The sequence below is a fragment of the Phyllobacterium sp. 22229 genome (assembly GCF_052056495.1).
GTDB classification, from domain to species: Bacteria; Pseudomonadota; Alphaproteobacteria; order Rhizobiales; family Rhizobiaceae; genus Phyllobacterium; species Phyllobacterium myrsinacearum.
On the sequence record NZ_JBQEPA010000008.1, the window covers coordinates 32,961 to 58,074 of the forward strand.

Genomic DNA, 25,114 nt, shown 5'->3' on the forward strand with positions numbered 1-25,114 from the left:
TTGCCGTTACCTTCTTCTCGGGTGTGTCGACCCGGGATCGCCGGCCGCGGCGACGATGCTCCTCGATTGGCGCACGCTCGGCTTTTCGCGGGAGGAGTTCGACCTTCTCGAAGAGACTCCCGTCCTCGTGCGCACCGGTCGGCGCTCCTTCTACTCGACCATCCTGCGCCAGGCCGAGCCTTCTTGCGATACGATCCCGGCTGTCTCGAAGCCCTGGACGAGCGCGGCCGGAGCGCCATGCGGTTTGTCGAAGCCCGGATCGCCGACGCTCCGTCGGAAGCGCATCATTGGCGCCAGGGCGACATCCTCATCATCGACAACTGGCGCGTCCTGCATGGGCGCAGCCCGTCGGACCGAGGGTCCGGCCGACGCATAGCGAGGATTCTCATCGATGCCTGAAGACGTCTTCATCGCAATCAACGGCGACGCACTTCATGCGAAGTCGAAGGTCTACATCGGTCGTGCGCTTGCGCGGAAACGCCAGCATTAACCCGGCGCGGTATTGTGAGCGCATATCTTCGCGAGCGTGGAAAGGTTGAAGGCGGTGCGGGCTCCTGTGAGTGCTCGCGTCCTGGGCTCTGTCCGAAAAATGTAGCATATTTCGGACATGGAAACTCTGGCTCAAGATACTGATCTGCGCACTCGGCTGTTGGACCGGGTCGCGTCCCAACCGGATGAAGTCTGGACGCCAGGTGACTTCGCCGACCTTGGCAGTCGTGTTGCCGTCGACAAGACGCTCCAGCGTCTTGCTGCTGCTGGCGAACTGCGGCGCATCGACCGTGGGCTCTATGACCGGCCGCGCAAGAATGCGCTGACTGGCCGCCCTACCGTTCCCGACTGTCGCGCTGTCATCCGTGCCGTCACCCGCCGCGACCAGGCGCGTGCGGTAATCGACGGAATGACTGCCGCCAACGATCTCGGCCTCACCACAGCCGTTCCAGCACGCATTGAGGTGTTGGTGGATGCCCGGCTAAAGCCGATCAAACTCGGCAAACAGGAGATCCATTTCAAGTTCGCCGCGCCAAGCCGTCTCTACTGGGCTGACCGGCCGGCCATGCGCGTCGTGCAGGCGCTACATTGGATGCAAGACATGCTGACCCAGGACACCGAGCGTGAGCGCATCCGAGCGGTGCTTCATCGTCTCTTCACCGATCCCAAGCATGGCGACGCCATTCGCGACGATCTGCGGAACGGTCTATCTGCGCTGCCGATCTGGATGCAGGAGTTCCTGCGCGACATGATTAGCCCCATCGAAACAGGAGCGGTGCGGAAGTGAGCTCGGCAGCCTATAAGCAGATCATCACTGCGTCCGCGCAAGACCGCCTCGATCTTTTCCTCGCGACGGCAAACCGGCTCGGCGCGCCGGTCGGCAATGTTGAGAAGGACTTCTGGGTCTGCTGGACTTTGAACGCTCTCTATCACGAGCGGCCCACAGGCGCGCCGCGCCTCCTCTTCAAGGGTGGCACTTCATTATCCAAAGCCTACGGCCTGATTCAGCGCTTTTCCGAGGACATCGACATCACGGTATTCCGCGACGACCTCGATGAGGCCGCGGGCTTCGAACTCGCGGTCGAAGGCGTGACTACTGTCGAAGCAACGCGGACCTTTTGGGACAAGATTGTTATCGCGCACGGTCTGCGCCGATGGTATGAGCGGCGGGGCGTTTTGCGCCAGGAAGGCCAGCGCGTCTCTCGGCACTATTATGACCTGCATTGCCTTCTCCAGTCCGAGGCCGGCCAGACAGCGATCACCGATCTCGACTTGGGCGCCGACTGCGTGCGGCATGCCCGGATGTTTTTCGACCGACCTGACTATGACCTCGCCTCTGCGCTGCCAGGGAGCTTTGCCATCGAACCGGTCACCGGCATGGTCGAGGCACTCAGGGCGGACTACGCTAACACAACAGCGATGATCTTCGGGGCTGCGCCAGCGTTCGACGATGTGCTCGCATCGGCTCAACGCATCGAGAGAATTTTGAACGATCCCGAGATCGCAAGTAGCGGAACCCATGATGCCCGTAACCAGGATTGAACGGATCATCGCAGGTGCGCTGAAAAGCAGAGTGGAGCGGGGTTCTGATGGCTTCTACGCTTGCCACCAGTTCGGCTCGAACGTCGCGCCGGTGACGCTTTCCACACTCGATGAGGTTGCGGACTTCCTGCGCGCGAATCCTCACAGCGGCGCCCGCATGAATCCCGGTTGGGTGAAGATCGTACGCAACATCTATATTGATGGCGTCCTGCTCCGCTGAACGCTGTCGCCCCTCCAGACGCCGCCCGCGCCCTTCTCGGGGTCGTTTGCGGGAGAGGGCGAAATCCTACGTTAGCGGCCCGACTTGTCGGCAATGATCGGACGTTGTTATGGTTTGACTGACAAGGTCGTGACGACTGAGCGCATTATCGCTACCGTCTCCTTGCTCACATCAGTACCATCGAAGCTCATTATGTTCACTATGAGCGGAACTTTCATGATGTTTGCGTACGCGCTCACGCCCGAGAACGTAATTTTCCCGCCCTTGACGGCTCTCTGGGCGACATAAACGGCCCGATCATCGCGCCCCACGGCTGGAAATCCACTAATCGGGGGACTTTGCCAATAGCGCGCGGTTAACGGCTCTCGGGCGCTGAAACGCTGGAAGGCGTCGGCCAGATAAGCCTCTCCCGTTGGTAAATCGTCATTGGTCAGTAGATTGAGGGAAAACATACGACGAAAGCGTTGAAGCTTACCTGCCTTCAAAATTTTGCTCGTTTCGCAGTCGACGCCCATAGCGAGTAGATCAGCTTTCCTGCCAGTGGGCGGCCTCGTTCGCCGCAACAACTCCCTCTCAGCGGGTGTCCCCTCCGGAGTAACACGGCAAAACCCATTTGGCATCGAGAGTTCTACTCGTATACCGTTGACCTTTATAGTTAGCTGTTCGCCATTGAGAGCGAGCACTTCGGCTGAAGTGTTGTCATGTAAGGCCGGTGGTAGACCTGAAGGATCAAAATTGAAGGTGACTTTACCCTGAAGGCCGAGACCGACGAGCCGTGGCTCGCATTTTAAGATCGCCCTGAGGGCCGCGTATGCATACGTGTTATTAATCGGGCCTTCGCCTTTTCGGACAATCTCGGGCTTATCCATGAGTGAGCCATCTGGCCCGAATGTCGCAGAAACGATAACCTTTCCCGTTGCACCGGGTGGAGTGCTGAGGCAGGATTCAACGATCTTCTGGATCCTTGCAGCAGAACTATCCGGTTGTTGCGCCCTCGTCGGCCCATGACCGATTGCGAAAACTCCCGCCGATATCGCCAAACAAGCACAGAACCGTCTAACCATCGCGCCTCAACCACCTTCCTTCTTGTGCATACATCTACGATAAGCGGTTCCTCGCTATCGCTCGCCAGATTCTCACAAACGAAGGTTTGCGATACGGGCATTTCAACCCGTCTTGTTTTCGACAATTGTGTTTCTAAACCCGTATCACAATCAATGTTCGGTAAACCATAGCCGCTAACGTAGGATTTCGCCCCTCCCGCAAACGACCCCTTCTCAAAGGGTTGTGAAGTTCGGGCAGAATTGAACCGGTTCGAGGACAGGAAATGTCGATCAGCTTTCAGAAAATGCATGCGAATGGAGACGGTTTCGTTACTGTTGACATGCGCGGTCAAGCAACCGCAATAGATCGAGACATTGCCAAGCGCCTTGGAGACCGAAATAGCTGGAAAGGGTGCACTCAACTCGCGGTCATGCTGGATTCCCGCCTTGCCACCTCGCGCGCGCCATCATGTCGCTATCGCGCCCGCCCTGGGAAGCTGGCGATAGTCGTTAGCAGACGAAGCGGTTCCATCCTTAATTTGCTAGCCCTGCCTCAGTACCTGAATCGAGTTGCGAATGCCGTTGCTGTGAGTCGTCACCAGATAGACTTTCCTGGACCGGAAGACCCAGGAAATTGGTAGCCCATGATTGTCACCGTGTTCACCACCGCAACGGCAAGCTCCGCCACGTGCTGTTGAAGCTGTCGGAGGAAGGCGATGTCCACGGATGTATCGAATATCTCGAGCTTCCGATTGACGAAATGTAGCCGAGACGCACCTTGTTCGTTGGGTGAACGCCACGATCCGTGGCAAATCGCGTTTCGCACCTCGGTAGCCTTTCTAAGATCAGAGATAAGATCGTCGAGATTCTTCATCTTCAGATTGCCGTTCGCTTTGACAGCCTTCTCGTATCCGCCGATCAGAGAAGCGAGTGCGTCAGTTAGCGCCTTTTCGAGGGTCACCTGCCACTTGGCCAAGGCATCGGCGAGAGCATCATCGCTAAAGGTAGTTGTGCCAGAAAACGCAAAAATGGCCTTACCCAACACCTCTTCGAGGAACCCGTAGGTGGCAACGGTCCGGCCTAGTTCCTCCCAAAACTGTGGACTGTGACGATGCGTCGGGAAACGATCTGGCAAGTTTGCGCTGTCCACGCGGTGACTTTTGTTTTCATCCATGCTGCTTACCTTTTCGGTCTGTGATGCGCGCCCAGTCCGAGTTTTCGTCGCTCGGCCCCGTGAGTAGGCCCCATATCCTTTCGCGAAGTCTATGGCCGGTTCAGTCCATGACAGGTTGGATAGCGACGGGCCGTTATACGCTGCGCAGCAAATATTGACAAAAAACGGCATATAAGATAAATCTGCTTTATTCGCTGCGCAGGGAATAAGGATGATCGACAGCATAACACCGGACACATTGGTTGCAGAGTTTCTGTTGGCGCTGGAAAATGTGCCCGGCGTCTCTGTTCGTATCAGCGAACAGGAGGCCGCATTTGAGCCATATCGAGCGGATTATCTGATCGGGGCGACGATTGGAGGCCGCGACGTTCTGCTCGTTGCCGAGGTCAAGCGCACTGCTTATCCACGGGACGTGCGCGAGGCCATTTGGCAGCTCCGCAATGTTATCCTGCACATGGATATGAAGGCGGATATCGTCGTTCCCGTTGTGATCGCAGACACGATTTCTCCCGGAGGACGCTCCCAACTTCAAAATGAGGCTGTGGGCTTCTTTGATAGAAGCGGCAGCCTTTACGTGCCGGCACCGGGCGCGTTCCTGTACGTGGAAAAACCTGCGCGTAAACAGCAAGCCAGAAAACTCACGAGCCTCTTCGTGGGCCGTAGGGCCCAAACCCTTCACGCGGTCTGGCTGACAGCTGGCCACTGGTTCGGCGTTCACGAGATTGCTGAACGTGCGTCGGTCTCACCCACAACTGTTTCGCAGACGCTTATAGCCCTTGAGCGAACTGAATGGGTCGAGGTAAGGGGATCAGGACCGGCTAAAGAGCGTCGTCTAAGTAGTCCTCGCGCCTTGCTTGATGCCTGGGCTGCCCATCAATCGAACGTGAAGCCCAAACCTCTCCGCCACTACTACGCTCGTGCCTCGGAAGTCGGGGAGCTTGTGCGCCGACTTGATCGTGCGTGCGATGATCATGATCTTGCCTACGAGATCACTGGGCTGATGGGTGGCCAAGTTCATGCCCCCCACCTTTCCAATGTCACTCAGGTTCATTGTCGCCTGCAGGCTGGTCACGCGCAGGAGGCAGTTCTTGAGACGATCGACGCTCGGCCGGTACGAGAGGGCTGGAATCTTGCGCTTGTAGAGCAGGGCTCACATGATCCCTTTGTCTTTCGTCAGCGGATCGACGACGCGTGGTTCGCAGACCCTCTTCAAACCTATCTTGACCTCCTTCAGGCGGGGGGCCGTTCAAAAGAACTGGCGGAACATCTTCGCCTTGAAAAGCTCGGTGTGTAATGACAAAACCGCAAGTCCTTCAAGATTACAGTTCCGATGTTACCAAAGATTGTGAGCGCGTCCTGGTGACGCTCTTCCGAGGGCTGGGTCCCTGGCGCAATTCGGTCTTTTTGGTTGGTGGGCTGACCCCTCGGTATCTTGTTACCGCCCGGCCACCCGACGTTCCTCCGCACGCGGGAACCGGCGACATCGATGTCGTCGTCGATCTTTCCATTCTCGCTAACATCGAGGCCTACCGGACGCTTGAAGAAAACCTGAAGAAGATGGGCTTTGAGCGCGGGGAAAACGCAAAGGGGGACAAGGTCAATTGGCGCTGGAAGACCAAGACCGAGCACGGTGTAACCGTAATCCTCGAATTCCTGGCCGATGATCCGAAGTTGCGGGGCGGAGCCCTTCAAGAACTGCCAACCGAAGGAAATGTTTCGGCCGTCAACATTCCGCATGCCTCGTTGGTCTTCGATCTTCACGACAAGATGGAAGTGACGGCTGACCTTTTGGGAGAGGCCGGACGGTCCACCGAGACCATACCATTCGCCAACATCGTTTCTTTTACTTGCCTCAAGGCTTTTGCGTTCGACCACCGCAGCGAACGCAAGGATGCCCATGACCTTGTCTATTGCCTTGCCAACGCCAACGGCAAGCTGGAGGCTGCCGTCGCGAAATTCAAGGAAGCCCTCGGAGGACAGCACCACGAGGTTATTCAACAGGCCCTCGCGATCCTTCTGAGGCGTTTCTGCGACCCCAACCCGGACGATGGCTATCTGCGTGAGGGTCCTGTCGCCGTTGCCCAGTTCGAAATCCCCGGCGACAATGAAGAGCCCGACATCAAGGAGCAACGCGCCTTACGGCAACGCAACGTCCATGACCTGATGGCCACCTTCCTGGCCGATCTCGGCGTGGGGTTCCCCACGACATAGCCGAGCTATCATGTCAGCACTTGCCGCGACGCAAATTCCCAAACCAGCAGACGAACAGGCCTTCGAGAGAGCAAGCCTGACACTTTGGCGTTGCCTTCTCAAGGATCCCGCGGTTCAGCTTAATGCAAGACGCGGGCAGGGGCAGGATGGCGTCGATCTCTATGGTAATCGTGACCGCGACCTCGACCAGCTTGTCGGAATCCAGTGCAAGTTAAAGGGCGACGGAAAAGTCCTAACCGAGAAAGAAGTGCGTACCGAGGTCGAGAAGGCGCTCAAGTTCAAGCCAGCGTTGCGTGAATTCTACATTGTCACGACGGCGCCAGATGATGGAGACATGCACGAGCTCGCACGCGTGATAACCCGCGAGCTTCGAGCAAGTGGCCGCGAGATGCTGGTGTACATTTGGGGCTGGGGAAATCTCGAAGAGCGGATTCTCCAGTACGACGAGGCCCGGAAGGCATTCGATCCCAGCTATGGTCCCTTCAGTGGTCGTATCCTCGACAACACCGAGGAATTGCTTCGCGGTCAAGCGGAGACGCAAACAAATCTCGCGCAAATGCATGAGGCGTTAACGCAGCTCGTGCTGCCGCGGGCGGTTGCACCCGGTGATGCCACGATCGTTGCCAACGTGCTAGAATCCCATCTCGATGGCGAAATCGATACCTACAGGGGTCTCGCCGTCGAGGGTAAACCTCGCGTTGCGCTGCCGCTGTTCGAGAGCCTGCTCGCTCGTGTTGCGGCGACAGCCTCGGGCCGCATCCTGTTTCGCATCAAGGCAAATATCGGATCCTGCCTTTTTGCACTGGGAGACGACGAACGCGCGGCCGATTTGCTGGCTGAAGCCTACGAGCATGCACCGACCGAGCCGAAGGCCATCGCGAACAAGGCCTTTTCGCTTTTGCTGCAAGGCCGTTGGCAGGAACTGCTTACCTTCGGCGAAGCCGCACTCGCTGAAGATCCCACCAATGAGGGTTTGGCCGGCTATCTGGTTCAGGCAGCCAGGTTCGATGATACGATTACAGAGCCACTGGACCTTCTCCCGGAAGGCCTGAAAACCTCAGCCGCCGTCGCTATCGGGCGGGTCGACTTTCTTCGGCGCCGCGGCACGCCAGCGGAATGGCGGACGGCCGCAAAGGCCGCCGTTGATGTCCATCCGGGTGACCCCAATGCCGTGCAATTCGCTGCTGAAGCCGAAATCGACGAGATTCTGACGTCGGAAGGCTTTCAGCATTCCCGTTTTCTTGCCGCAGACGAACGCAAACGATTGACCGCAGCGGTCGACGCGCTGATCCCTTTGTGGGACGATGCGCGTCGCAGCGATGCCGATCTACGCCCCGAAGACGCCGCTATTTGCGGAAACATCGTCGTCGCGCTCCATATGCTCGATGAGCTCGCGCGTGCAATGGAAATCGCACAGCAGGGCTTGGCGTTGGTCCCGGACGACATCGGCATCGTTAGCCGCGCGGCAGTCGTCGCCTTCGATCAGCACGATGAGGTTCTCGCAAGGGAGTTACTCGGAAAACTTCCAGCCGGTCCAGACGCGACGGTGCTCGCTTTTCAGATTAATGCCTCGACGAGAAACTGGCAAGGTCTCGCTAAACTTTACGACACCGAACTCGATCAGGTTCCGCCCGTCGAGCGTCCTGTTGTCGCCGCTGCTGGAAGATTGGCAAAACTGAAACTCGCTGACGGATGTGTCGTCGAAGATGAGGTTCGGGCCGTCGCTGCGGAAGCGGAGCACGAGCCTAGGGCGAGTATCGTCGTTGCCGATTTCGCGCGCGCTGAACGGTTCGAGCAGATCGCGGATGAGGCCTTCCATGCTGCTCTTCGCCTGATTGATGCCGAGAGCCATATTGCAAACCGGATGATGGTCGCACTTCATGCTGCTAAACGCGGCGATTGGGCGGTGGTCGCCGATCTGCTGGATGGCCATATCGCCGAGGATCACGACAGCGAGGAACTACGCACCCTTGCGCGTGCATTCGTAAACGACAGCCCCATCCGGCAGCGCGCCTTGCGGTTCTTTGAACGCCTTCCCGAAAACATCTGCAACCTTCCATTTTTCCTGAATGCTCAGGGCCTTCTCCATTTCAATCGGGGTGCTTTGAGCGAAGCCGAAACGGTGCTCCGCCGCGCAATCGAAGTTGACCCCCATCTTGATAATTATCTCGCCTTATTCGCGGTTCTGCGCAGAACAGACCGCGACGAGGAGATAAAACCGATTCTCGACGGCATCGATTTCGGCAAGGCAAAAGGCTCAGCGGGCCAGAAAATGGTCATAGCGCAGACGCTTCGGTCTGTCGGCGAAGGCCAGAAGGCCCTCGCTTTTGCCTATGGCGTGTTGCAGCAGGACAAGAACGATCCCGACGTTGCGTTGCGCTACTTCGGGCTGATCATGATGGATCCAGACGATGGATTGATCCCTGCAGCGAATATTGTGGCAACTGATTGCTGGGTCCGCCTCGAAGGTGCTCAAGGGCAACAAAACGCTTTCGTCATCGAGGAGGGCGTTGACCGACCCGCAGATGGGGTGTTCACCCCTACTCACCCAACCGCCAAAGCAGCACTTGGCTTGAAGGTCGGCGCGACATTCTCGATGCCGGCGGCATTCGGAGATGATCGCGTCTGGCGGGTCGCCGAAATAAAGCACAAATACCTTCATGCCCTTCACGATGTCATGGAGAATTTCGAGAAGCGATTCCCCGATGCGAAGGGATTCTACACGGTCACCATGCAGGAAGGCGACATCCAGCCCGCCCTCGATCAGGTGCGCCGTGTCTCTGAAAGCAATCGCAAACTCGCTGACCTCTACATCGTCAAGCACCTCCCGCTGAACATGGTCGCCTCGCATCTTGGCGGAGATACGATCGGCTTCGCGGAGTATATTCGCTCATTAAATGTCGATTTGCAGACCTGCGTCGGCATGCATGCTCAACGCGAATCCGCAATCGCAATCATCAGGCAGCATCGCGCCCAGGGGGCCGTCCTCGACACCTATACGGCCTGGACAGTGGCGACGATGGACAGCTTCGATGTCCTGAAAGCCGTTTTCGGCACGCTCATCGTCGCCCAATCGACCATCGATGAAATCAGGGAGCTTGTAGGCAAGCAGGACACAGAGCGGGGGCCTTCAATGACCATCGCCTGGCACGACGGTCAGTATATCAAACAGGAGCACTCGGCGGAGGACATCGCCGCGCGGCGTGCCTTCATCGCCGAGCAGCTCGTCAAGATCACGGCTTCATGCGAGGTGAGACCGGCCGTTGCGCCGGATAAGCCTTCAGAAATGGCGACGCTTCTTACGGAAATGTTCGACGCCCAGGTATTGGACGCAGCCAATCTCGCGGCTGACAATCAGATGCTGGTAAGCGAGGATCTTTACTACCGTCAGGTCGCCGAGCAAGCCGTTTCAGCTAGGGGCGTTTGGCTTCAACCGGTTTTCGCTTTTGCCAGAGAAAACGGACTTATCGATGCCGCGCGCTATGCCAAGGTACTGGTTCAGCTTGCCTGGCGGCGCCACGGCCATGTCTCGATCGATCCCGAGAACCTTCTCGAGGCGTTTAAGGCCGACGGATCGGCAGATATCACCGACTTCCGGGCGCTCGTCGCCTTTATTGGTAACCAGAACGCGGAGATGAGATCGCATCTGACCGTCGTTGAAGCGTTTTTGGATTACGCCTGGGAAAGCAAGAACACGTTTGACCTCAAGCTAATGCAGGCGACCGGCATCCTTCTGGAGCGGTTGATCAGCCACAGGCCGAAAAGCTGGGCCTTGGTCCTGGCCTTCATCAAGAATCGCGCCGTCGCGGATTTGAGGAAGTACGTTGATGACTGGGTTCGTGGCCATTTCCTGCCACATGACGATCTTGCTGCTGCTGAGAGAGACCTGCAGGACATGCGTTCGAGGTCGGTCGAGGCAAGAATCGGCCGGCCGCTGATTAAAGAAAAGCATCGAAAAAAGCGTGGCAGGAGGCATGGATCGTCCAGGGGCGATGCGTGATGAGATCGGTCCCGAATGGGCAGATCTCCCTCAAGACAATGAAGTGAAGAGCTCTGACATCGCGGCTCCGAAATTGCGATTGCGGGAAATGGCACAACGGGGAACGGCGCTATGAGTGAACTGGTTGGACAACAAGCCCAGCCTGAGGCGCGCCAGGAAACACGGTTCTTCATCAACTTCTGGCCGCAGCAAATTCCATCCTTGATATCCCGGCGGACTGATGGCCAATAAGCTCAGCATAGAAGCCGCCCAAGTCTATCAGATCGTGATGAGTTCCCCGTTCAACGATGCGACCATCGCGCATGACCAGGATCTCATCGGCTGCCCGAATGGTGGAAAGGCGATGAGCGATGATCACGGTCGTTCGATCGATCATCAGTTCATCGAGCGCCTTCCGCACGTGCGCCTCGCTGGCAGCGTCCAGATGGGATGTCGCTTCGTCGAGGATCAGCACCGGAGCATTCTTGAGGAACGCACGGGCGATGGATATTCGTTGCCTCTGCCCGCCGGAGAGTTGAACACCTCGCTCTCCGACCGGCGTCTCCAGTCCGGCTGGCAATGAAGCGACGAAATCCGAGAGCGCAGCGCGTTGGATGGCGAGGTTCAGGTCATCATCGGATGCGTCAGGACGGGCGAGGCGAATGTTATCAGCCAGCGTCGCGTTGAATAGATACGTATCCTGCGCAACGAGCGCGATATGTTCGCGAAGACTGTCCAGCGTGATGTCACGAACGTCATGGCCGTCTATCGAGATGCGCCCCTTCTCAGGATCCCAGAAACGGAGCATGAGATTTGCGATCGTCGTCTTGCCGGCTCCAGATGAGCCCACAAGGGCAATCCTCGCGCCGGCCGGCACCTTGAAATCGATGTCTTCAAGAACGGCAGGACCAGTCCTGTCGTAGGAAAAGGTGACGTTCGAGAATTCAAGGGGCGATCCACCGCTCGTCTCCGGCAGCAACTCCGGCCCGTCCGTGACGGGAACCGGTTCGACGTGAACGGCGCGGACCCGCCGGGTCGATGCGATCGAATCCGCGAGTTGTCTTGCCGCCTGGGCAAGCTCCGACACCGGGACGAACGCCGCGGAGGAGAGCAGAGTGACAAGCGGCAAATAGGAAGGCTCGAATGCATGGGTGTGTATCAGGACCGCCGAGGTGATCAGGACTGATGCCGAGCCGAGCGCCAGGACCAGTTCCTGCTTCGCGACCTGGAATGAAAGATCGGCATTGAGAGCGAGCCTCGTACGCTGATACTCGGCCGTTTGCTCCTCAAAGGCTTTCCGGCGTGTTGCGGTCGAACGAAAGGCGATGAGCTCACCCAGGCCCTGGACCGTGTCAACGACGAAGGCGTTGAGACCCCCCAGGTCTTTGCGCGCCTGCCCGCCGAGTTCGTCCACCTTACGCCGCTCGAAAACAGGTGCGAGGGCCGCATAGAGCAGGAAAGGCAGAAGGACGATTGCGGTTGGCCATGCTATGAAGGCGAGGGCGATCAGCACGCTCGTCGGCACCAGCAGCGCTACTATTGCAGGTGCGACCACGTGGGCGAAGAAATATTCGACCGTCTCGACGTCCTGCGTGCCAAGCGAGACGAGGTCTCCGGATCGACGCTTGAGCAGATATGCCGGTGCAAGTTTGTCCAGGACGCGGTAGAGATCAACGCGCATTTGCGCGAGCAATCTGTACGCCATGTCGTGGGACCGCCAGGACTCGTTCCATTGCAGGAATGCCGCAAGGGGGACCAGTACCGCCATCCAGATCAGGTACGGTCCGAAAGATGAGCCCGTCTTGATGGCTGCGACCGTCAGGGCACTGAGGGCGCTGACGCCAATCAAGGCGTAGACGCGTCCCACCCCGGAGGTGACGGTCAGGATCAATTGCCGGCGCCAGGGCCCAATGAGACTGAACAGCGTTCCAAGCGTCTGGAATGCTGTGAGACCTGCGGCGATCTTCTCGCCTTCGGTGAGCCGCGTTTCTGCGGCGGATTTCCGTACGACAGTGACTTCGTTCTTTTCCCGCGTTGCCGCAGCAGGTGTGAAGTCGAGCAAGGCATCACGCTCGCTGAGCGCAATCTGCTCGGCCATCAGGCTTCGATAGGGGCCGTCGCGGGCTATCAGTTCCGCATGCGTGCCGCTGTCGGCGATACGTCCGTCGGACACCACAAGGATGCGATCGGCATCGATGACGCTCGAAAGGCGATGGGCGAGGACGACAGTGGTCCGTTGGCGGGCGAGATCGTCAAGGGCAGCCTGAATGACGCTTTCATTCTCGGCGTCGACAGACGACAGTGCTTCGTCCAGAACGAGGATCGGAGCGTTTCTTAGAACCGCACGCGCGATAGCGATGCGCTGTCGTTGCCCGCCGGACAGTCGCAGACCGCGCTCCCCGATCACCGAGCGATAGCCCTGCGGCAGGGCCGAGATGAATTCATGCGCATTGGCTGCACAAGCGGCCGCCTCGATCTCCTCCATGGTCGCGCCGGGACGCGCAATACGGATGTTGTCCTCGACCGTTCCGTAGAACAAGTAGGTATCCTGCTGAACAACGGCGATCTGGTCGCGGATGTGGTCGGCCGATAGCGTCGTGACCTCATGACCGCCAACGCGGATCGAGCCGGAATCGGGGTCGTAAAATCGAAGGAGCAACTTGACGATCGTCGATTTTCCGGAACCGCTGTAACCGACGATACCGATACGCTCGCCGGTCTTTACGTCGAACGAAATGCCCTTAAGCGCTGCACCGCGTTCATCCGAATAGCTGAATTCAACATTCTCGAACGCGATTGAGGGTTCCAGGTCCGGGCTGGAGGTTGTTTCGCGCGGTGGCCGTGGCGGCGTCGCATCCAGCAAGCTCTTGATCCCGACAGCTGCCGCGTTTGCCATCATTCCACGGTGAAGCAGTGACCGCAGATCGCGCAACGGGCGGAACACTTCGGTTCCGGCCATCAGAACGATCAGCAGTGCCTCGATACTCATTTCCCCGTGACTGACGCGCCAGGCCCCGAGAGCGATAGCGGCGGCCGCGCCGCCGGCAATGGCAAGGTCGGTCAGCGCCCTGCTCATCAGACTCGCCTGCAGAACGAACATCGTACTTTCAGCCAACTGGTTTGCCTTGAGCGCCAGGCGGTCACCGAAGGCAGCGCTTTGCCCAAATGCCTTCAGCGTCGGCAACCCTTGAACGGCATCTAGGAAGTCCGCGCCAAAAGCTTTGAAGGAACGGACGCGTCGTAGCGTCGACTCCTCGCCGATCTTATTGAGAACAACCGGCAGGATGAGAGCCAGTATCGCGGAGACAGAGATGACCGCAGCGACAGGAATGTCCCAAAAGGAAAGGATAACAAAGAGAAGGACCGGGGCGAGCAGTGCAATGGCAAACTGAGGAAGGAACTGACCGAAGAAGGTTTGAAGCTGCTCGACACCGTCGATGGTCGAAAGTGCGATCGCTCCTGTGCGCCGCTCTGCGAGCCATGCTGGTCCCAGCCTGACGATCTGGTCGTAAAGGCTCAGACGCACGCGGTCCTGTATAAGAGCCGCCGTGCGGTGTGCAAGGACTGCACGGCCGTACTCAAGCCCCATGCGCAGAAATATCACTGCCAGCAGGAGAACCATTGCCACCCCGAGATCGGCGAGTCCGGCGCCTTCAAACAAGCGGGCAATCAACCAGCCAAGGACAACGAATCGTGCAATCCCGAGCATCAATGACAGGAAGCCAAGTCCGATTGCAGCGGCGATACGGGATCGAAAGCCTATGGTTGCCTTCCAAAGCTGAGGGTCGAATTGCATGAGGATGTCCTTACCGGGATGACGCGAAACGTAGTAATAGCTACGCAATGCAGATATATCCGATAAGCAGCGTAATGTCTATTACGTGCTGTTCAGATGGTATGGAGATGCGCTCGAGTGACGTCGAGCAGTGTCGCGGGTGAGGTCGGTTCGGCCACCATCAACATCTGGCGGTCTGCGATAGCGGTAGCCAGGTCGCGGTCGTGGGTAATCAACAGAATAGCCAGCTCGTCCTCGTCAGCCACTTTGCGCAGATATCGTATGACCTGCTCCTGCACAGGTGGATCAAGTCGAGACGTAGGTTCGTCGGCAATCAGCATCCCCGGCTTCGTCGCGAGGATCCGAACAAGCGCAAGTCGTTGTGCTTCCCCGCCGCTGACTTGGTGCGGACGGCGATCGAGCAGGTCGCGACGCAGGCCGAAACGCTGCATCAACCCGGGAACTTCGCTCAGGATGCGCTCGCCATCCGGTATACTACGCAGGTCTTCCATGCTGCGCCCAAGGGACTGCCAGGGCGAGAATACGCGCGTTGGATCCTGATGGAGTTTCTGAAGAAACTTGCCTTGTTTGCCGATCGGCCGACGGATAGTGCCGCCGAGGGGAGTGGTCTGGCCGAGCAAGGTCCGGCCAAGCGTCGTCTTGCCAATGCCGCTCTTGCCCAGGAGCGCTGAGATGTGTCCGGCATGGCAATGAAAATTCAGATTGTCCGCGAGAACGCGGTTGCCGATACCGATACGTAGATGATCGGCCTCGATCACCTTCGGCGTGTGCGAGCGCGAATAGGCGCGACGTTCCCAGGTCGACGGGTCACTGGCTATATAACGACGCGCATAGTCCGTTCGCGGCTGGCGCAGGACCGAGGCGGCCGGTCCGGATTCGATTATCGTACGTTCGTCGAGGAACGCAATCTGATCGGCCAGCAACCGCACGAGTGCTATATCGTGGGTGATCAGGAGGATTGCGCGGCCGCTTTCTCGCAGTGCTTTGAACACCTCCGCCACCACGCTACGTCGGTCTGCGTCGAGCCCCTTGGTCGGTTCGTCGGCGATGACAATGCCGGCGCGGGTAACAGATGCAATTGCAGCCATGACGCGCTGCGCCATGCCGCCCGAAAGCTCGAACGGTCGCTTGCGGTGATGCTCGGTGTCCAGTTGCATCGCGGAAAGCGCCGCGGCAGCATCGGCCGAGGTCGTCGGCGCCTTGATCTGCTCGGCAACCTGGACATCAGCACTGAGCAGCGGGGCAAGTGCGTTGAAGGGTTCCTGCGGCAGTAGAAAAATATCCTTCGACCAGAGCGATCGAAGCGCATGGCTGTCGCTCGCATCATATATGCGACCGTTGACAACGACGCGGCCGGACACGGAAACGCCTTTCGGGACGAGGCCCATGATAGCGCTGCCGATCAGGCTCTTGCCGCTACCTGTCTCCCCCAGCACGGCAAGGATCGCGCCCGACGCTACGGTCAGGGAAACGTTCTCGACAACAACGCGGTGCGGTGTTGCGATCGTCAGATTTTCGACGGCAAGAGTGCCCACTCAGACGGCCTCCCCGACGCCTTGGCGACGCCCACTATAATATTCGCCGATCACCGTGGCCGATAGCGTGCAGATGAGAATCGCCGCGGCTGGGGCCAGCACCATGTGTGGATAGCTGCGGAAGAAGGTCATGGTTCCCGCAATCATCGCACCCCATTCGGCGTCCGGCGGTCTGAGGCCGAGGCCGAGGAAACCGACGGACGAGATGGTCAAGACATTGGCGCCAACAGTGAGGGCTCCAAGGGAAGTCAGATACGGTGCGATCGCCGGCAGCACATGAACGCGGAAGACATATGTCCGACCAAATCCGAGTAGGCGCGAGGCCTCGACATGATCGGAGGCCAGTTCCCGCCGGGCTATGGCAGCCGTCAGGCGGGCAAAGCCCGGCCATTGCGACATCCAGAGGCCGAAGAGAATCGGGCCGATCCCACCACCCAGCAGGCTGGAAACGAGAATGACGAACAGAAGGCTCGGGCAGGCGATGATCACGTCGGAGAGCCTCATGATCACCTGCCGGATCCAGCCGCCATGGAACGCCGAGAGGAAACCGAGCGCCAGGCCGGTAATCAACGACGCGATCGCCCCGGCCACCGCTATTCCCAGCGAGATGCGTGCACCGGCGATCACACGGGCGGCGAGCGAACGACCGAGATTGTCTGCGCCGAGCAGATGTTCCGCCGATGGCGGCGCATAGGCGGCACTGAGGGCCTGGCGGTTGGGATCGACGGTCAGTAACGCCGGTCCGAACAGGACCAGAAAAAGCATGATGCCCAGCGGCAGGAAACCGAAGAGCACGATACCCGGCGATGGCAGGATCCGGCGCTTTTCAAGAAGCAGTTCGGGTAGCCGCATGGTCATGGTCAGGGTCCCGGCGCGATCAGACGTGGATCGAGCAATTGCACGGCGATATTCGCAATGCCATTGACGACAACGACAGAAATGCCAATCAGCAGCCCCGCACCCATGGCCATCGGTATATCGGCGGCGAGCACGCTGTCGATCAACTGGGTCCCGAGGCCATCGAGATTGAAGAGGACGTCGATGACAACCAGACCGCCGATCGTACCCGCCATCAGCGGCCCGGAATAGGCGACGACAGGTACGAGCGTCGGTCGCAGCGCATGGAAAAGAATGATCCGCAGCCAGCTTTGTCCCTTGATGCGGCCGTAGGTCGGATAAAAATCCTGCATCGTACGAACCACGGCGTTGCGGGCGACGCGGGAAAGATCCGGCAGCAGCGCGATCGCAAGCGTCAATGAGGGAAGAACGGCGTAGCCCGGCAAATTGTTGCCGGCGGCCGGCAGCCATTGCAGACCGATGGCGAATGTCGTGATCAGGAAGATGCCAAGCAGAAAAGAGGGCACAGACGACAGGACGGCGGAGACGACGAGAAACGCCCGATCGATGATGCTGTCCCGCCGCATGCCTGCCGCAAAACCTATGGTCATGCTGACAATGAAAGCCAGGCTGACACCGGCGACAGCGATGCTGAGCGTGGTTTGGAAGCTACGCCACACCTCCGGGGCAACCGGACGACCGCTAACCATGGATCGCCCCAATTGTCCGGTTAGCGCCGAGCCGACCCACCGTCCGTACTGGACGATGATCGGCTGGCTCATTCCCGCCGCTTCGCGTGCCTGCTCCACCGACCGCATGCTGAAGTTCTCGCCGAAGCGGGCCTCGGCGATGCGGAAAGCCACATCGCCTGGTGCCGTTTGGACGGCGATGAAGGCTAGGGTGGCAACCGCGATAGCCACCCCCACCACCGCCACCATATGGCCAAGGATTGCACCGACTATGCGGCGGATGGGCATCAGTTTACTCCGCCCATCTGACGCGATCGATCCAGAAACTCACCTCCAGCGCATCTACTGGCACGCTGTCGACATCGACCCGTTCGGAAACCGAGACGTAGTAGTCGGACCAAACCAACGGGACGACCGGGAGATCACCGCTGTTCACGATGGCGAGGAGCCTATTACGGGCTTCCGTAACCTCGTCCTTGTTCCGTGCGGCAAGATACGCGTTGAGACCACTTTGCATCTCCGGATTGCGATAATTGATACCGCTCCATGGGGATGTCGCTGCATTTTCTGCGCCATAATCCAGGACTAGGGTAGCTACAGGGTCCGGCACCGCACCATAGTTGCGTGGGGTAAAGCCGAAGACGAAGCTGCCGTTGGCCACCGATTCGAGGACTTGCCCTGCGCCCCCCAGTTCAACATTGACCTTGATGCCCACTTCGGCGAGTTGCGCCTGAACAGCCTCTGCCAGAAGCGGTATTTCAAAGCGCTTCTGGGCAATCGCCGTAAATGAGAACCGCGTCCCGTCGCGGGTAAGGATGCCGTCTGGTCCCGCGGCCCAGCCCGCCTCGGCCAGGATCCGCTTGGCCTCGTCGACGTTGCGCTCTATCTGCGGCAGGTTGGGATCATACCAGTTCGGGAATGCGGAAGAGAATAGTTGGTTGGCAGCGGCCGCACCGTTGCCGAACAGCGCAGCAGCGATTCCTTGCCGATCAAGGGCCAGGGAAATAGCGCGGCGCTCCGCGGGGCCATTGAACCTCCCATCTTCGGCATTGAAGATGATTCCGAAGATACGTGCGGTCTGGGCCCGCTTTATGCGCACCCCGCTCGCTTCCACGCGATCACGCAGTGCCGGTGGCACGCCGAGGACGAGATCTGCCTGCCTTGCCTCAGCCATGTTGGCAATCGTATCGGTGGACGCCGCGCCGGTGAAATGAACTCTCGTGATATGGGGCTGCTCGCCCCAATAGTCGGGGAAGGCTTCGAGCTTGACCAAAGTCTTTCCTTCGATCTCGGTGATCCGATACGGTCCGGTACCGATGATCTGAGCCACAGTCCCATCAGCGGCAAACGATGACGGCGCCAGAATCACGGCCGGGCCATCGGTGAAGAAGTCTGGAACCAGGCTGAACGGGCGCTCCAGCGTCACGACCACAGCCTGACCCTTCACGCGCACGTCTGAGATTGGCAGCCTCGACACCAACTCGGCATTGGTGTTTGCCTTGCGCATGGCTTCGATCGCAACGCGGACGATTTCGGGCGTTAGGACTGATCCGTCATGGAACCGAACACCCTCGCGAATGACGAAAGTCCAGGCCAGCCCATCATCACTGACCGACCAGCTCTGTGCGAGTTCGGGAGCGAGCTTACCTTCCGGGTCGATGGTTACGAGCGTCTCGGCGACGCGCAGGCGGCGGAAATGGTAGCTGGTGTCAGCCAGATCGAGGCTGCTGATCTCGCGCAGCGAAGCGATCTGAAGGATACGATCGCCCTGCGCCCATGCGGTGTGCTTCCACGGGGTTGCTGCTGCGATCCCTAGGGCCAGGGAGGCAGTCAGAACGGTTCTTCTGGATATCATAGATCGGGCTCCTGGCGTTGAATCGGACACAGCGACAGTGCCCGAACCAAGCCGTCAGCGTCCGTGGCACCCCGCAGCCTGTGAAATGGCGGCGTCTGCCGGAACCTGCCCACTACACAGCGTAGTGTCTGTTACCATTCATGATTAATGCAATCAAGTTTAATTTTCCCGGGAACACAGCGCTTCATCTGCTTCGTCCCGGTCAACCGGAGATCGTCTTGCAATTTCCTCGGCTTGACGTAGCGTTCACGACGCACATACCTAGCCGGTACTGTTCAATGGCCGTGATCAAGTTCTTCGCGGAAATCCCGAAGGCGACGCGCTGTTTCCATGGCCCGCTCCGGGCCGAGCTGGGTCAAGGACAGGACCAGGGTTTCAAGCGCCAGCAGGATTGTACCATAGAACGTCATATTGCCCACCTCGGTACGCGGCGTTTCGAGAACTGCCTGTGCACCTTTTGCAAGACGACCCGCAGGATTGTCGGTGATAACTACGAGCTTCCCGCCAACACGCTGAAGTTCTTCCTTGATCAGCAGGCTTTCCTTGTGAACCTTGCCATAGGCGAGGAGGATGACCGCATCGCCCGGCTGAAGACAAAGAAGAGCGTCCGCAAAGGCGTGGCCCGTCCCTTCCATGACAAAGGCCGTCCGACCTATGCGCCCAAGATGCGTTGCGGTTTGCTGCGCTAGTCGGGATAGCGGCCCACCCCCAAAAAGCCCGACGCGGCTAGCATCGTTCAGCAGCTTTGCGGCGGCTTCGAAATCTTCGGCCAGTGTTGGGTGCGAAAGTTTCTCAAGCGTCCTCGCATAGGCTTCTATAACCAGTTGAAGGGGGGGGCGGGTCCGATCCTGCGTCAACTCACTCACCGTCACCCCCACCTTCTCCACAGGTGTGCGGGTGCCCTCGTCCAGCTTTTCTGCGATCACGGTCTTGAGGTGAGGGAGGCCATCAAAGCCAAGCGCCTGGATCGATCGAATAACGGTGGCATCGGATGCATCGATCTTGGCAGCCAGATCGAGAGCGGAGCTGACAAGCACCGCATTGGGGTGCCGTTCGATATAGTTGAGAAGCCGGCTTGCCGCACCGCTCAGATTCTGTCTTTGCTGCACGTCCAGCATGCCATATTCCACCGTCGGTTTCAGGGTGTCCCCGTAAGGGGTGAGCCACATATCTAGCTCGAAAGAAGCACGAATTCCAGCTGCGAGCGAACCGATGTCGTGCGACTGCCATCATTCGCAAGGCTTGCGTCATGCAACGCTGCGGACTCCTTCCGGGGCGTTGCGATCCTTCGTTCGATAGACCGCAATCATTTCTTCGAGACGAATGGCAACTTTGTGAGCCCGCCGATAAAAAGCGGCTTCTGGCATGCTGTAGCGGTCAATATGAGTTTCGAGGTTCAACGGCTGTTCATATGGTGTTCCTGCAATCAAACCGGTGACGACCCCCCAGTCGATACGGCCGTCGAACGGCAGCAGATGATCGTCGGTCGCGCCGAAATTGTCGTTGACATGTGTCGTGATGAGGCGGTCTCCGAACTGTTTAAGCACGGTGCATGCGCCAGGATCAATCATTTCCCAATGGCCGGTGTCCAAGCACAGACCGACAAACTCGGCCGGAAAGCGTGCGAACAGTCGATCGTAGAGCATTAGGAAGCTCTCAGCAGACGCGCAGAACAATGTTTCGACGGCGATTTTGACACCTTTCTTCAGGCAATATGGCTGAAGCTCTTCCAGGGAGGTCCAAAGCGGAGTGAAAAAAGCTTCCTCGGCCTCCCTTGAGCGGAAGACGTCATCCGTGATGTCGATATGCATCACAATGTCAGGCGAACCGAAAGCTGCTGCCAGATCAACCCGGTTTTTGACCAGTTCCACCCCGCTCTGCCGCTGCCATTCGTGGGGGGACAGGATGTCCCTTCGCGTTTCCCTGCCTTCACGCCGATCTTTTCGCCACTGAACTTCGCCGATCGGATTTCGGCCGTTGGAGCCGTGAACGGATTTCACCTTAAGTCCCGATGCGCGGACCATCTCAGCGGTGAAAGCAATCTCGGCGTCGCTGAGCATATAGGAATTTCCGGAATCGGGGTTCCAGTTGATATGGGTGAACCCGGCTTCGGAAATCAGCCGCAGGGAGCGCTTGATACCTTCGTCGTACCAGCGTTCATCGTCGGGCCATTGCCAGACAGTTATGCACGTGTCCATGCTACTACTCCTTCTTGGCGTTGAACCCTTTGATCGACGAGGCGCCACACGTAAGTTGCCACTCGTCTCGCTGCGGAGCTCGCAGCGTCATTACCGCTCAGCTGGCCAGCCGTGATGATGCGATTGGCTTGCCAGGCGGCGATACGATCTGCAAAGACGCCCGATAGGCGTCGAACATCCGTTCAATTCGCCGATAGGCCGGCGCGTCGAGCAACTGCCGTTCATTGAGCCAATCATCATTGTAAATTGTGTCGAGATACTTCTCCCCCGCATCGCAGACGAGGACGACAATGGTACTGCCCGGCTCCAGCAAAGGTAAACGTCTCAGCGCGACGTAAATCGCCATTCCGGCTGTCCCTCCGACCAGGAAGCCGGTCCTCCGTGCGACGATGCGTGCTGTCGCGAACGCATCGACGTCAGCGACGGTGAGCTCCTCATCAATCAGGAAATGATCGACGTTCGGCCCGACGCAAAATCCGGCTGGTGCACCGGCTCCGGTTTGCCAATGTTGGTAGGGCGAGCCGCCGAAGATTATCGAGCCCGCAGGCTCCACACCGATACTGACGACTTTTGAGCCGAGACGGCGCAGCTCCTTGACGGTTCCGCAAAGTGTTCCGCCCGTTCCGACAGCCCCAACCAGATATCTGAGATCGGAGCCGACATCGCGAAGCAGCTCTTTTGCGAGACCTACATATCCGAGATTGTTGTTCGGGTTATGGTGCTGGTCCGGCCAGAAAGCGCCTTCGGTCTCGGCGATCTCGCCAGCGACCCGCATACGTTCGATCGTGCTGGCCGTATCGCTTCTTTGACCGCCCACGAAGCGCAACTCCGCGCCCAGAGCTCTCATGGCGCTTAATTTTGCTCGCGCGGCGTTGTTGTCGACAACTGCGATGAACTTATAACCGCGCTCTATGGCGACGAATGCGAGTCCGGTTCCTGTATTGCCTGAGCTCGACTCGACGATTTGCCCGCCGGGTTTCAGGCGACCGTCTCGCTCGGCTGCCAGGATCATCTCTCGCGCCATGCGCACCTTGCAGGATCCCGTCGGATTGAGTTGTTCCATCTTCAGCAGGAGCCGGATGCCTGATCCGGTCCTCGCAAGTTCGAACAGGGGCGTATTGCCGATCAGCTGAGACCCTGCGGTGGCGATGTTCATCGGCGAGTGCATATCCTGGAAGGTCATTGCTCTATCCTCCAAACGAAACGTTTGTCCTGCTCGGAAACGACGATCTTGGGAGGAAGGGCAAGCTGGTGAAACGAGCTTTCGTTCTTGTCCATCTGGTAACCAGCCGTGTTGGGATAGACGATCAGATCGCCATAGCGCGGCCGCGCCTCAAAGTGCACTTTGCGCCACGTGATAACATCGTACTCCATGCAACTGGATCCCCCGATCGCCGTTCGGGTGAGCTCTTGTGGACGTTCCGGACCCAACTGGACCAGCATCGGGGTGGGAAGAAACTCGCTGTTGACCCATTGAGCTGACATGCTCATGCTAAGCCCCGCGACTGTGACGATGCCGTAATCCTGGTTTTGTTTGTACCCTTGCACAGGGAAGACCGTCATGCCTGCGCCATCGAGAAGCGCACGGCCTGGTTCGAGAAAAAGCCGGATTTCATGGCGCCGCAGCTCGGCCGCAAGGTTTGCGCCTTCCGCCGGACTATCGAGGATAGCGTCCAGCATCCTCGCGCCCATGGGCGATTGATAGAACGGGTAAAAGTGCGAAAATGTCTTGTTGGCATGGAATTGCCCGGGATGGCACGTTTCCTTGAATGCCGTCCAATCCTTCTCGGACACGAAGCTGCAGGCGAATCCACCGCCGATTGAGATCGCCGACGCTTTCAGGCCGATAGCCCGCGCCTCTAGTAATTTGGGAACTAGCGCAAGTGCCAGCTCTGCGCGAGGTTTCACCTCGTAGCCTTCGAGGTGAAAGGACAGTCCCTCCATGACAATGTGAGATTTCGCTTCCGCGCATCTCTTGAGTGCGATGTCGAAATCTTTGTCGTTCAGCCCAAAGCGACTGTCCGGCGCCGTAGGCGGGAGTACCCTCAGCAGGATGTGCAGAGGCTTGGACTGCGCAGCGATAGCGATCGCCCGCCCGAGCTCGTCCAGTGCGTCGACAGCGACGATGGCTTGATGTCGGGATGCCAGCCATAAAAGCTCGTCGCTCTTCGCCGCCCCGGTAACGCCAATGCTCTCGCCTCTTATGCCGTTGGCGAGAGCATGAACGAACTCCGGGATACTAGCGACATCGACGCGCCCGTCGAGCCTCGCGATTTCTCGCAGCCAGGCCCCCGATTTATTGGCCTTTTTCCCAAAATAGACATCTCCCGGCACATCGTGCCTTCTCAACACCTCTTTGAATTGGAGGAGATTGTCAGCGAAACTTCCGGGATGAACAAGATGAAAGGGACCCTGAACGGCACGGGCGATCTGCTCGAGGAAAGGGGTATCCCGGCGAACCGCGATTGCCCAGTCGCGCTCAATGGCGCGCAGGGAAGAAACTTCTAACTCCACAATTCGACCCTCCCGCCACGGCCTGCTGCGATTGCTTTGATCGCCAGGGCATGCGCGACCGGAATATCCGTAATAATCATCCCGCTGTTAAAGGCGAAGACCCTGTCATCCTGAGTTCGGCGTCCTGATTGCCGACGTGCAATAATGTTCGGTAGATCTGCATCCACATTTGCGGTGCCATCGGTACCGGCCAGTCGCTTATGTTTGGCACCCATTTGCTCCTCGTTTGTCGCAATGACAAAGTCGGCTTGGCCAAGGGCGCCAGACTCAACCCCCTTGCTTGCAACTGAAATCAGGAGGCCGCCGGGTGGCAGCCACAGCGTTTGTACTTTTGGATGTGCGGCCCGTCCTGATGCCGTTACGACAATATCCGATGCTGCGACCGCTTGGGGAACATCATCCACCAATTCGATCTGCCGATCCGGGAAATGTTTCTCGAAAATTGAGAGACTTAACGCGATGCCGTCGGGATGTGTGCCAAAAAGACGTAAAGTCTCCAAATTCGGAAGCGCCGTGAGCAGATATGCAAGGGTGTTCACCCCCTGCGCACCGGTTCCAATCATAAGGGCCGAACGCGCGTCGTCTCTGGCGCAATATTTCGCGATGACGGCCGTCGTTGCCGGGGTGCGGTAGCCGCCGACTTTAAGGCAATCCATGAGCGCGAAGGGCAAGCCGGTCGTGTCATCATAAAGGCTGATCGTGGTGTAATATTTATCAGCGTTGTCACTGCCTTGCCGATAGGATGTCTTGAACCCGAGTTGCTCCAGTGCGCCGTCGTAGCCGAGCATCGAATAGGAAACCGAATCCCGCTCTTCTTTCGGAAGTGGCATCGCCAGTTTCGTTGGGCAACGCGACTGACCGTTGGCATAGTATAAAAAAGCGTCTTCAACGAGCTGGATAACCTCGGCCGGCGATAGATCGATGTCAGCAAGTTCCGCCCGGCTGAGTATGTAAAGCGCAGGTGTGTGTAGATAAGATCTGTTCATCTGCTTTTTCCCTTCCAGGTTCTATGAGGTTCGATAACCGCTGACG

General features: G+C 58.5%; 19 protein-coding genes. 7 read left to right on the plus strand and 12 right to left on the minus strand.

The window, feature by feature from the left end; all coding sequences use genetic code 11:
- The first annotated feature begins 21 nt into the window (after positions 1 to 21).
- The 4 genes from ACTJJ7_RS11365 (at position 22) to ACTJJ7_RS11380 (ending at position 2,251) form a co-directional block, all read left to right on the plus strand.
- Positions 22 to 399: a TauD/TfdA family dioxygenase gene (locus tag ACTJJ7_RS11365; RefSeq protein ID WP_353574551.1), complete on the plus strand. Its 378-nt coding sequence runs from the start codon at positions 22 to 24 to the stop codon at positions 397 to 399.
- 208 nt (positions 400 to 607) lie between these two features.
- Positions 608 to 1,276 (plus strand): DUF6088 family protein, encoded by a 669-nt coding sequence (locus tag ACTJJ7_RS11370; RefSeq protein ID WP_353574368.1) that lies wholly within the window; start codon positions 608 to 610, stop codon positions 1,274 to 1,276.
- The gene (locus ACTJJ7_RS11375) at positions 1,273 to 2,031 is read left to right on the plus strand and encodes a nucleotidyl transferase AbiEii/AbiGii toxin family protein (RefSeq protein WP_353574367.1); all 759 of its coding nucleotides are present in this window, start codon (positions 1,273 to 1,275) and stop codon (positions 2,029 to 2,031) included. Before ACTJJ7_RS11370 ends, ACTJJ7_RS11375 begins: the two co-directional genes overlap by 4 nt.
- Positions 2,009 to 2,251 carry a hypothetical protein gene (locus ACTJJ7_RS11380; RefSeq protein WP_353574366.1) on the plus strand — a complete coding sequence of 81 codons (243 nt, stop codon included), beginning with the start codon at positions 2,009 to 2,011 and terminating at the stop codon, positions 2,249 to 2,251. Before ACTJJ7_RS11375 ends, ACTJJ7_RS11380 begins: the two co-directional genes overlap by 23 nt.
- 107 nt (positions 2,252 to 2,358) lie before the next feature.
- Here ACTJJ7_RS11380 and ACTJJ7_RS11385 read toward each other — a convergent pair whose 3' ends face one another.
- Both ACTJJ7_RS11385 and ACTJJ7_RS11390 read right to left on the minus strand, forming a co-directional pair.
- Positions 2,359 to 3,120: a hypothetical protein gene (locus ACTJJ7_RS11385; RefSeq protein WP_353574365.1), complete on the minus strand. Its 762-nt coding sequence runs from the start codon at positions 3,118 to 3,120 to the stop codon at positions 2,359 to 2,361.
- Positions 3,121 to 3,889: 769 nt separating this feature from the next.
- Entirely contained in the window at positions 3,890 to 4,468 is a 579-nt protein-coding gene (locus ACTJJ7_RS11390; RefSeq protein ID WP_353574364.1) for a hypothetical protein, read from the minus strand.
- A 211-nt stretch (positions 4,469 to 4,679) separates the two neighbouring features.
- Between ACTJJ7_RS11390 and ACTJJ7_RS11395 the strand changes: the two genes are divergently transcribed.
- Genes ACTJJ7_RS11395 through ACTJJ7_RS11405 form a run of 3 tightly spaced genes read left to right on the plus strand, consistent with a single transcriptional unit; the run spans position 4,680 to position 10,679 of the window.
- Positions 4,680 to 5,762: a hypothetical protein gene (locus ACTJJ7_RS11395; RefSeq protein ID WP_353574363.1), complete on the plus strand. Its 1,083-nt coding sequence runs from the start codon at positions 4,680 to 4,682 to the stop codon at positions 5,760 to 5,762.
- A complete protein-coding gene (locus ACTJJ7_RS11400) occupies positions 5,762 to 6,679 on the plus strand; it encodes an antitoxin (RefSeq protein WP_353574362.1) in 918 nt (305 codons plus the stop codon). The genes ACTJJ7_RS11395 and ACTJJ7_RS11400 overlap by 1 nt, the downstream gene beginning before the upstream one ends.
- A gap of 10 nt (positions 6,680 to 6,689) precedes the next feature.
- Positions 6,690 to 10,679 carry a PIN domain-containing protein gene (locus ACTJJ7_RS11405; protein ID WP_353574361.1) on the plus strand — a complete coding sequence of 1,330 codons (3,990 nt, stop codon included), beginning with the start codon at positions 6,690 to 6,692 and terminating at the stop codon, positions 10,677 to 10,679.
- 172 nt (positions 10,680 to 10,851) lie between these two features.
- Here the strand turns inward: ACTJJ7_RS11405 and ACTJJ7_RS11410 are convergent, their stop codons facing one another.
- From ACTJJ7_RS11410 to ACTJJ7_RS11455, 10 genes are all read right to left on the minus strand, one after another.
- The gene (locus ACTJJ7_RS11410; RefSeq protein WP_353574360.1) at positions 10,852 to 14,454 is read right to left on the minus strand and encodes an ABC transporter ATP-binding protein/permease; all 3,603 of its coding nucleotides are present in this window, start codon (positions 14,452 to 14,454) and stop codon (positions 10,852 to 10,854) included.
- Positions 14,455 to 14,546: 92 nt separating this feature from the next.
- Positions 14,547 to 15,989 (minus strand): ABC transporter ATP-binding protein, encoded by a 1,443-nt coding sequence (locus ACTJJ7_RS11415; RefSeq protein WP_353574359.1) that lies wholly within the window; start codon positions 15,987 to 15,989, stop codon positions 14,547 to 14,549.
- Positions 15,990 to 16,847 (minus strand): ABC transporter permease, encoded by an 858-nt coding sequence (locus ACTJJ7_RS11420; protein ID WP_353574358.1) that lies wholly within the window; start codon positions 16,845 to 16,847, stop codon positions 15,990 to 15,992.
- Positions 16,848 to 16,849: 2 nt separating this feature from the next.
- A complete protein-coding gene (locus tag ACTJJ7_RS11425; protein WP_353574357.1) occupies positions 16,850 to 17,803 on the minus strand; it encodes an ABC transporter permease in 954 nt (317 codons plus the stop codon).
- A gap of 4 nt (positions 17,804 to 17,807) precedes the next feature.
- Positions 17,808 to 19,370, minus strand: a complete 1,563-nt coding sequence (locus ACTJJ7_RS11430) for an ABC transporter substrate-binding protein (protein ID WP_353574356.1) — start codon at positions 19,368 to 19,370, stop codon at positions 17,808 to 17,810.
- 275 nt (positions 19,371 to 19,645) lie between these two features.
- Positions 19,646 to 20,539 carry a MurR/RpiR family transcriptional regulator gene (locus tag ACTJJ7_RS11435; RefSeq protein WP_353574355.1) on the minus strand — a complete coding sequence of 298 codons (894 nt, stop codon included), beginning with the start codon at positions 20,537 to 20,539 and terminating at the stop codon, positions 19,646 to 19,648.
- A gap of 78 nt (positions 20,540 to 20,617) precedes the next feature.
- A complete protein-coding gene (locus ACTJJ7_RS11440) occupies positions 20,618 to 21,568 on the minus strand; it encodes a sugar phosphate isomerase/epimerase family protein (RefSeq protein ID WP_353574354.1) in 951 nt (316 codons plus the stop codon).
- Positions 21,569 to 21,665: 97 nt separating this feature from the next.
- Positions 21,666 to 22,751: a PLP-dependent cysteine synthase family protein gene (locus tag ACTJJ7_RS11445; RefSeq protein ID WP_353574353.1), complete on the minus strand. Its 1,086-nt coding sequence runs from the start codon at positions 22,749 to 22,751 to the stop codon at positions 21,666 to 21,668.
- Entirely contained in the window at positions 22,748 to 24,082 is a 1,335-nt protein-coding gene (locus ACTJJ7_RS11450) for a Y4yA family PLP-dependent enzyme (protein WP_353574352.1), read from the minus strand. The genes ACTJJ7_RS11445 and ACTJJ7_RS11450 overlap by 4 nt, the downstream gene beginning before the upstream one ends.
- Entirely contained in the window at positions 24,073 to 25,068 is a 996-nt protein-coding gene (locus ACTJJ7_RS11455) for an ornithine cyclodeaminase (RefSeq protein ID WP_353574351.1), read from the minus strand. Before ACTJJ7_RS11455 ends, ACTJJ7_RS11450 begins: the two co-directional genes overlap by 10 nt.
- Positions 25,069 to 25,114 lie beyond the last annotated feature (46 nt).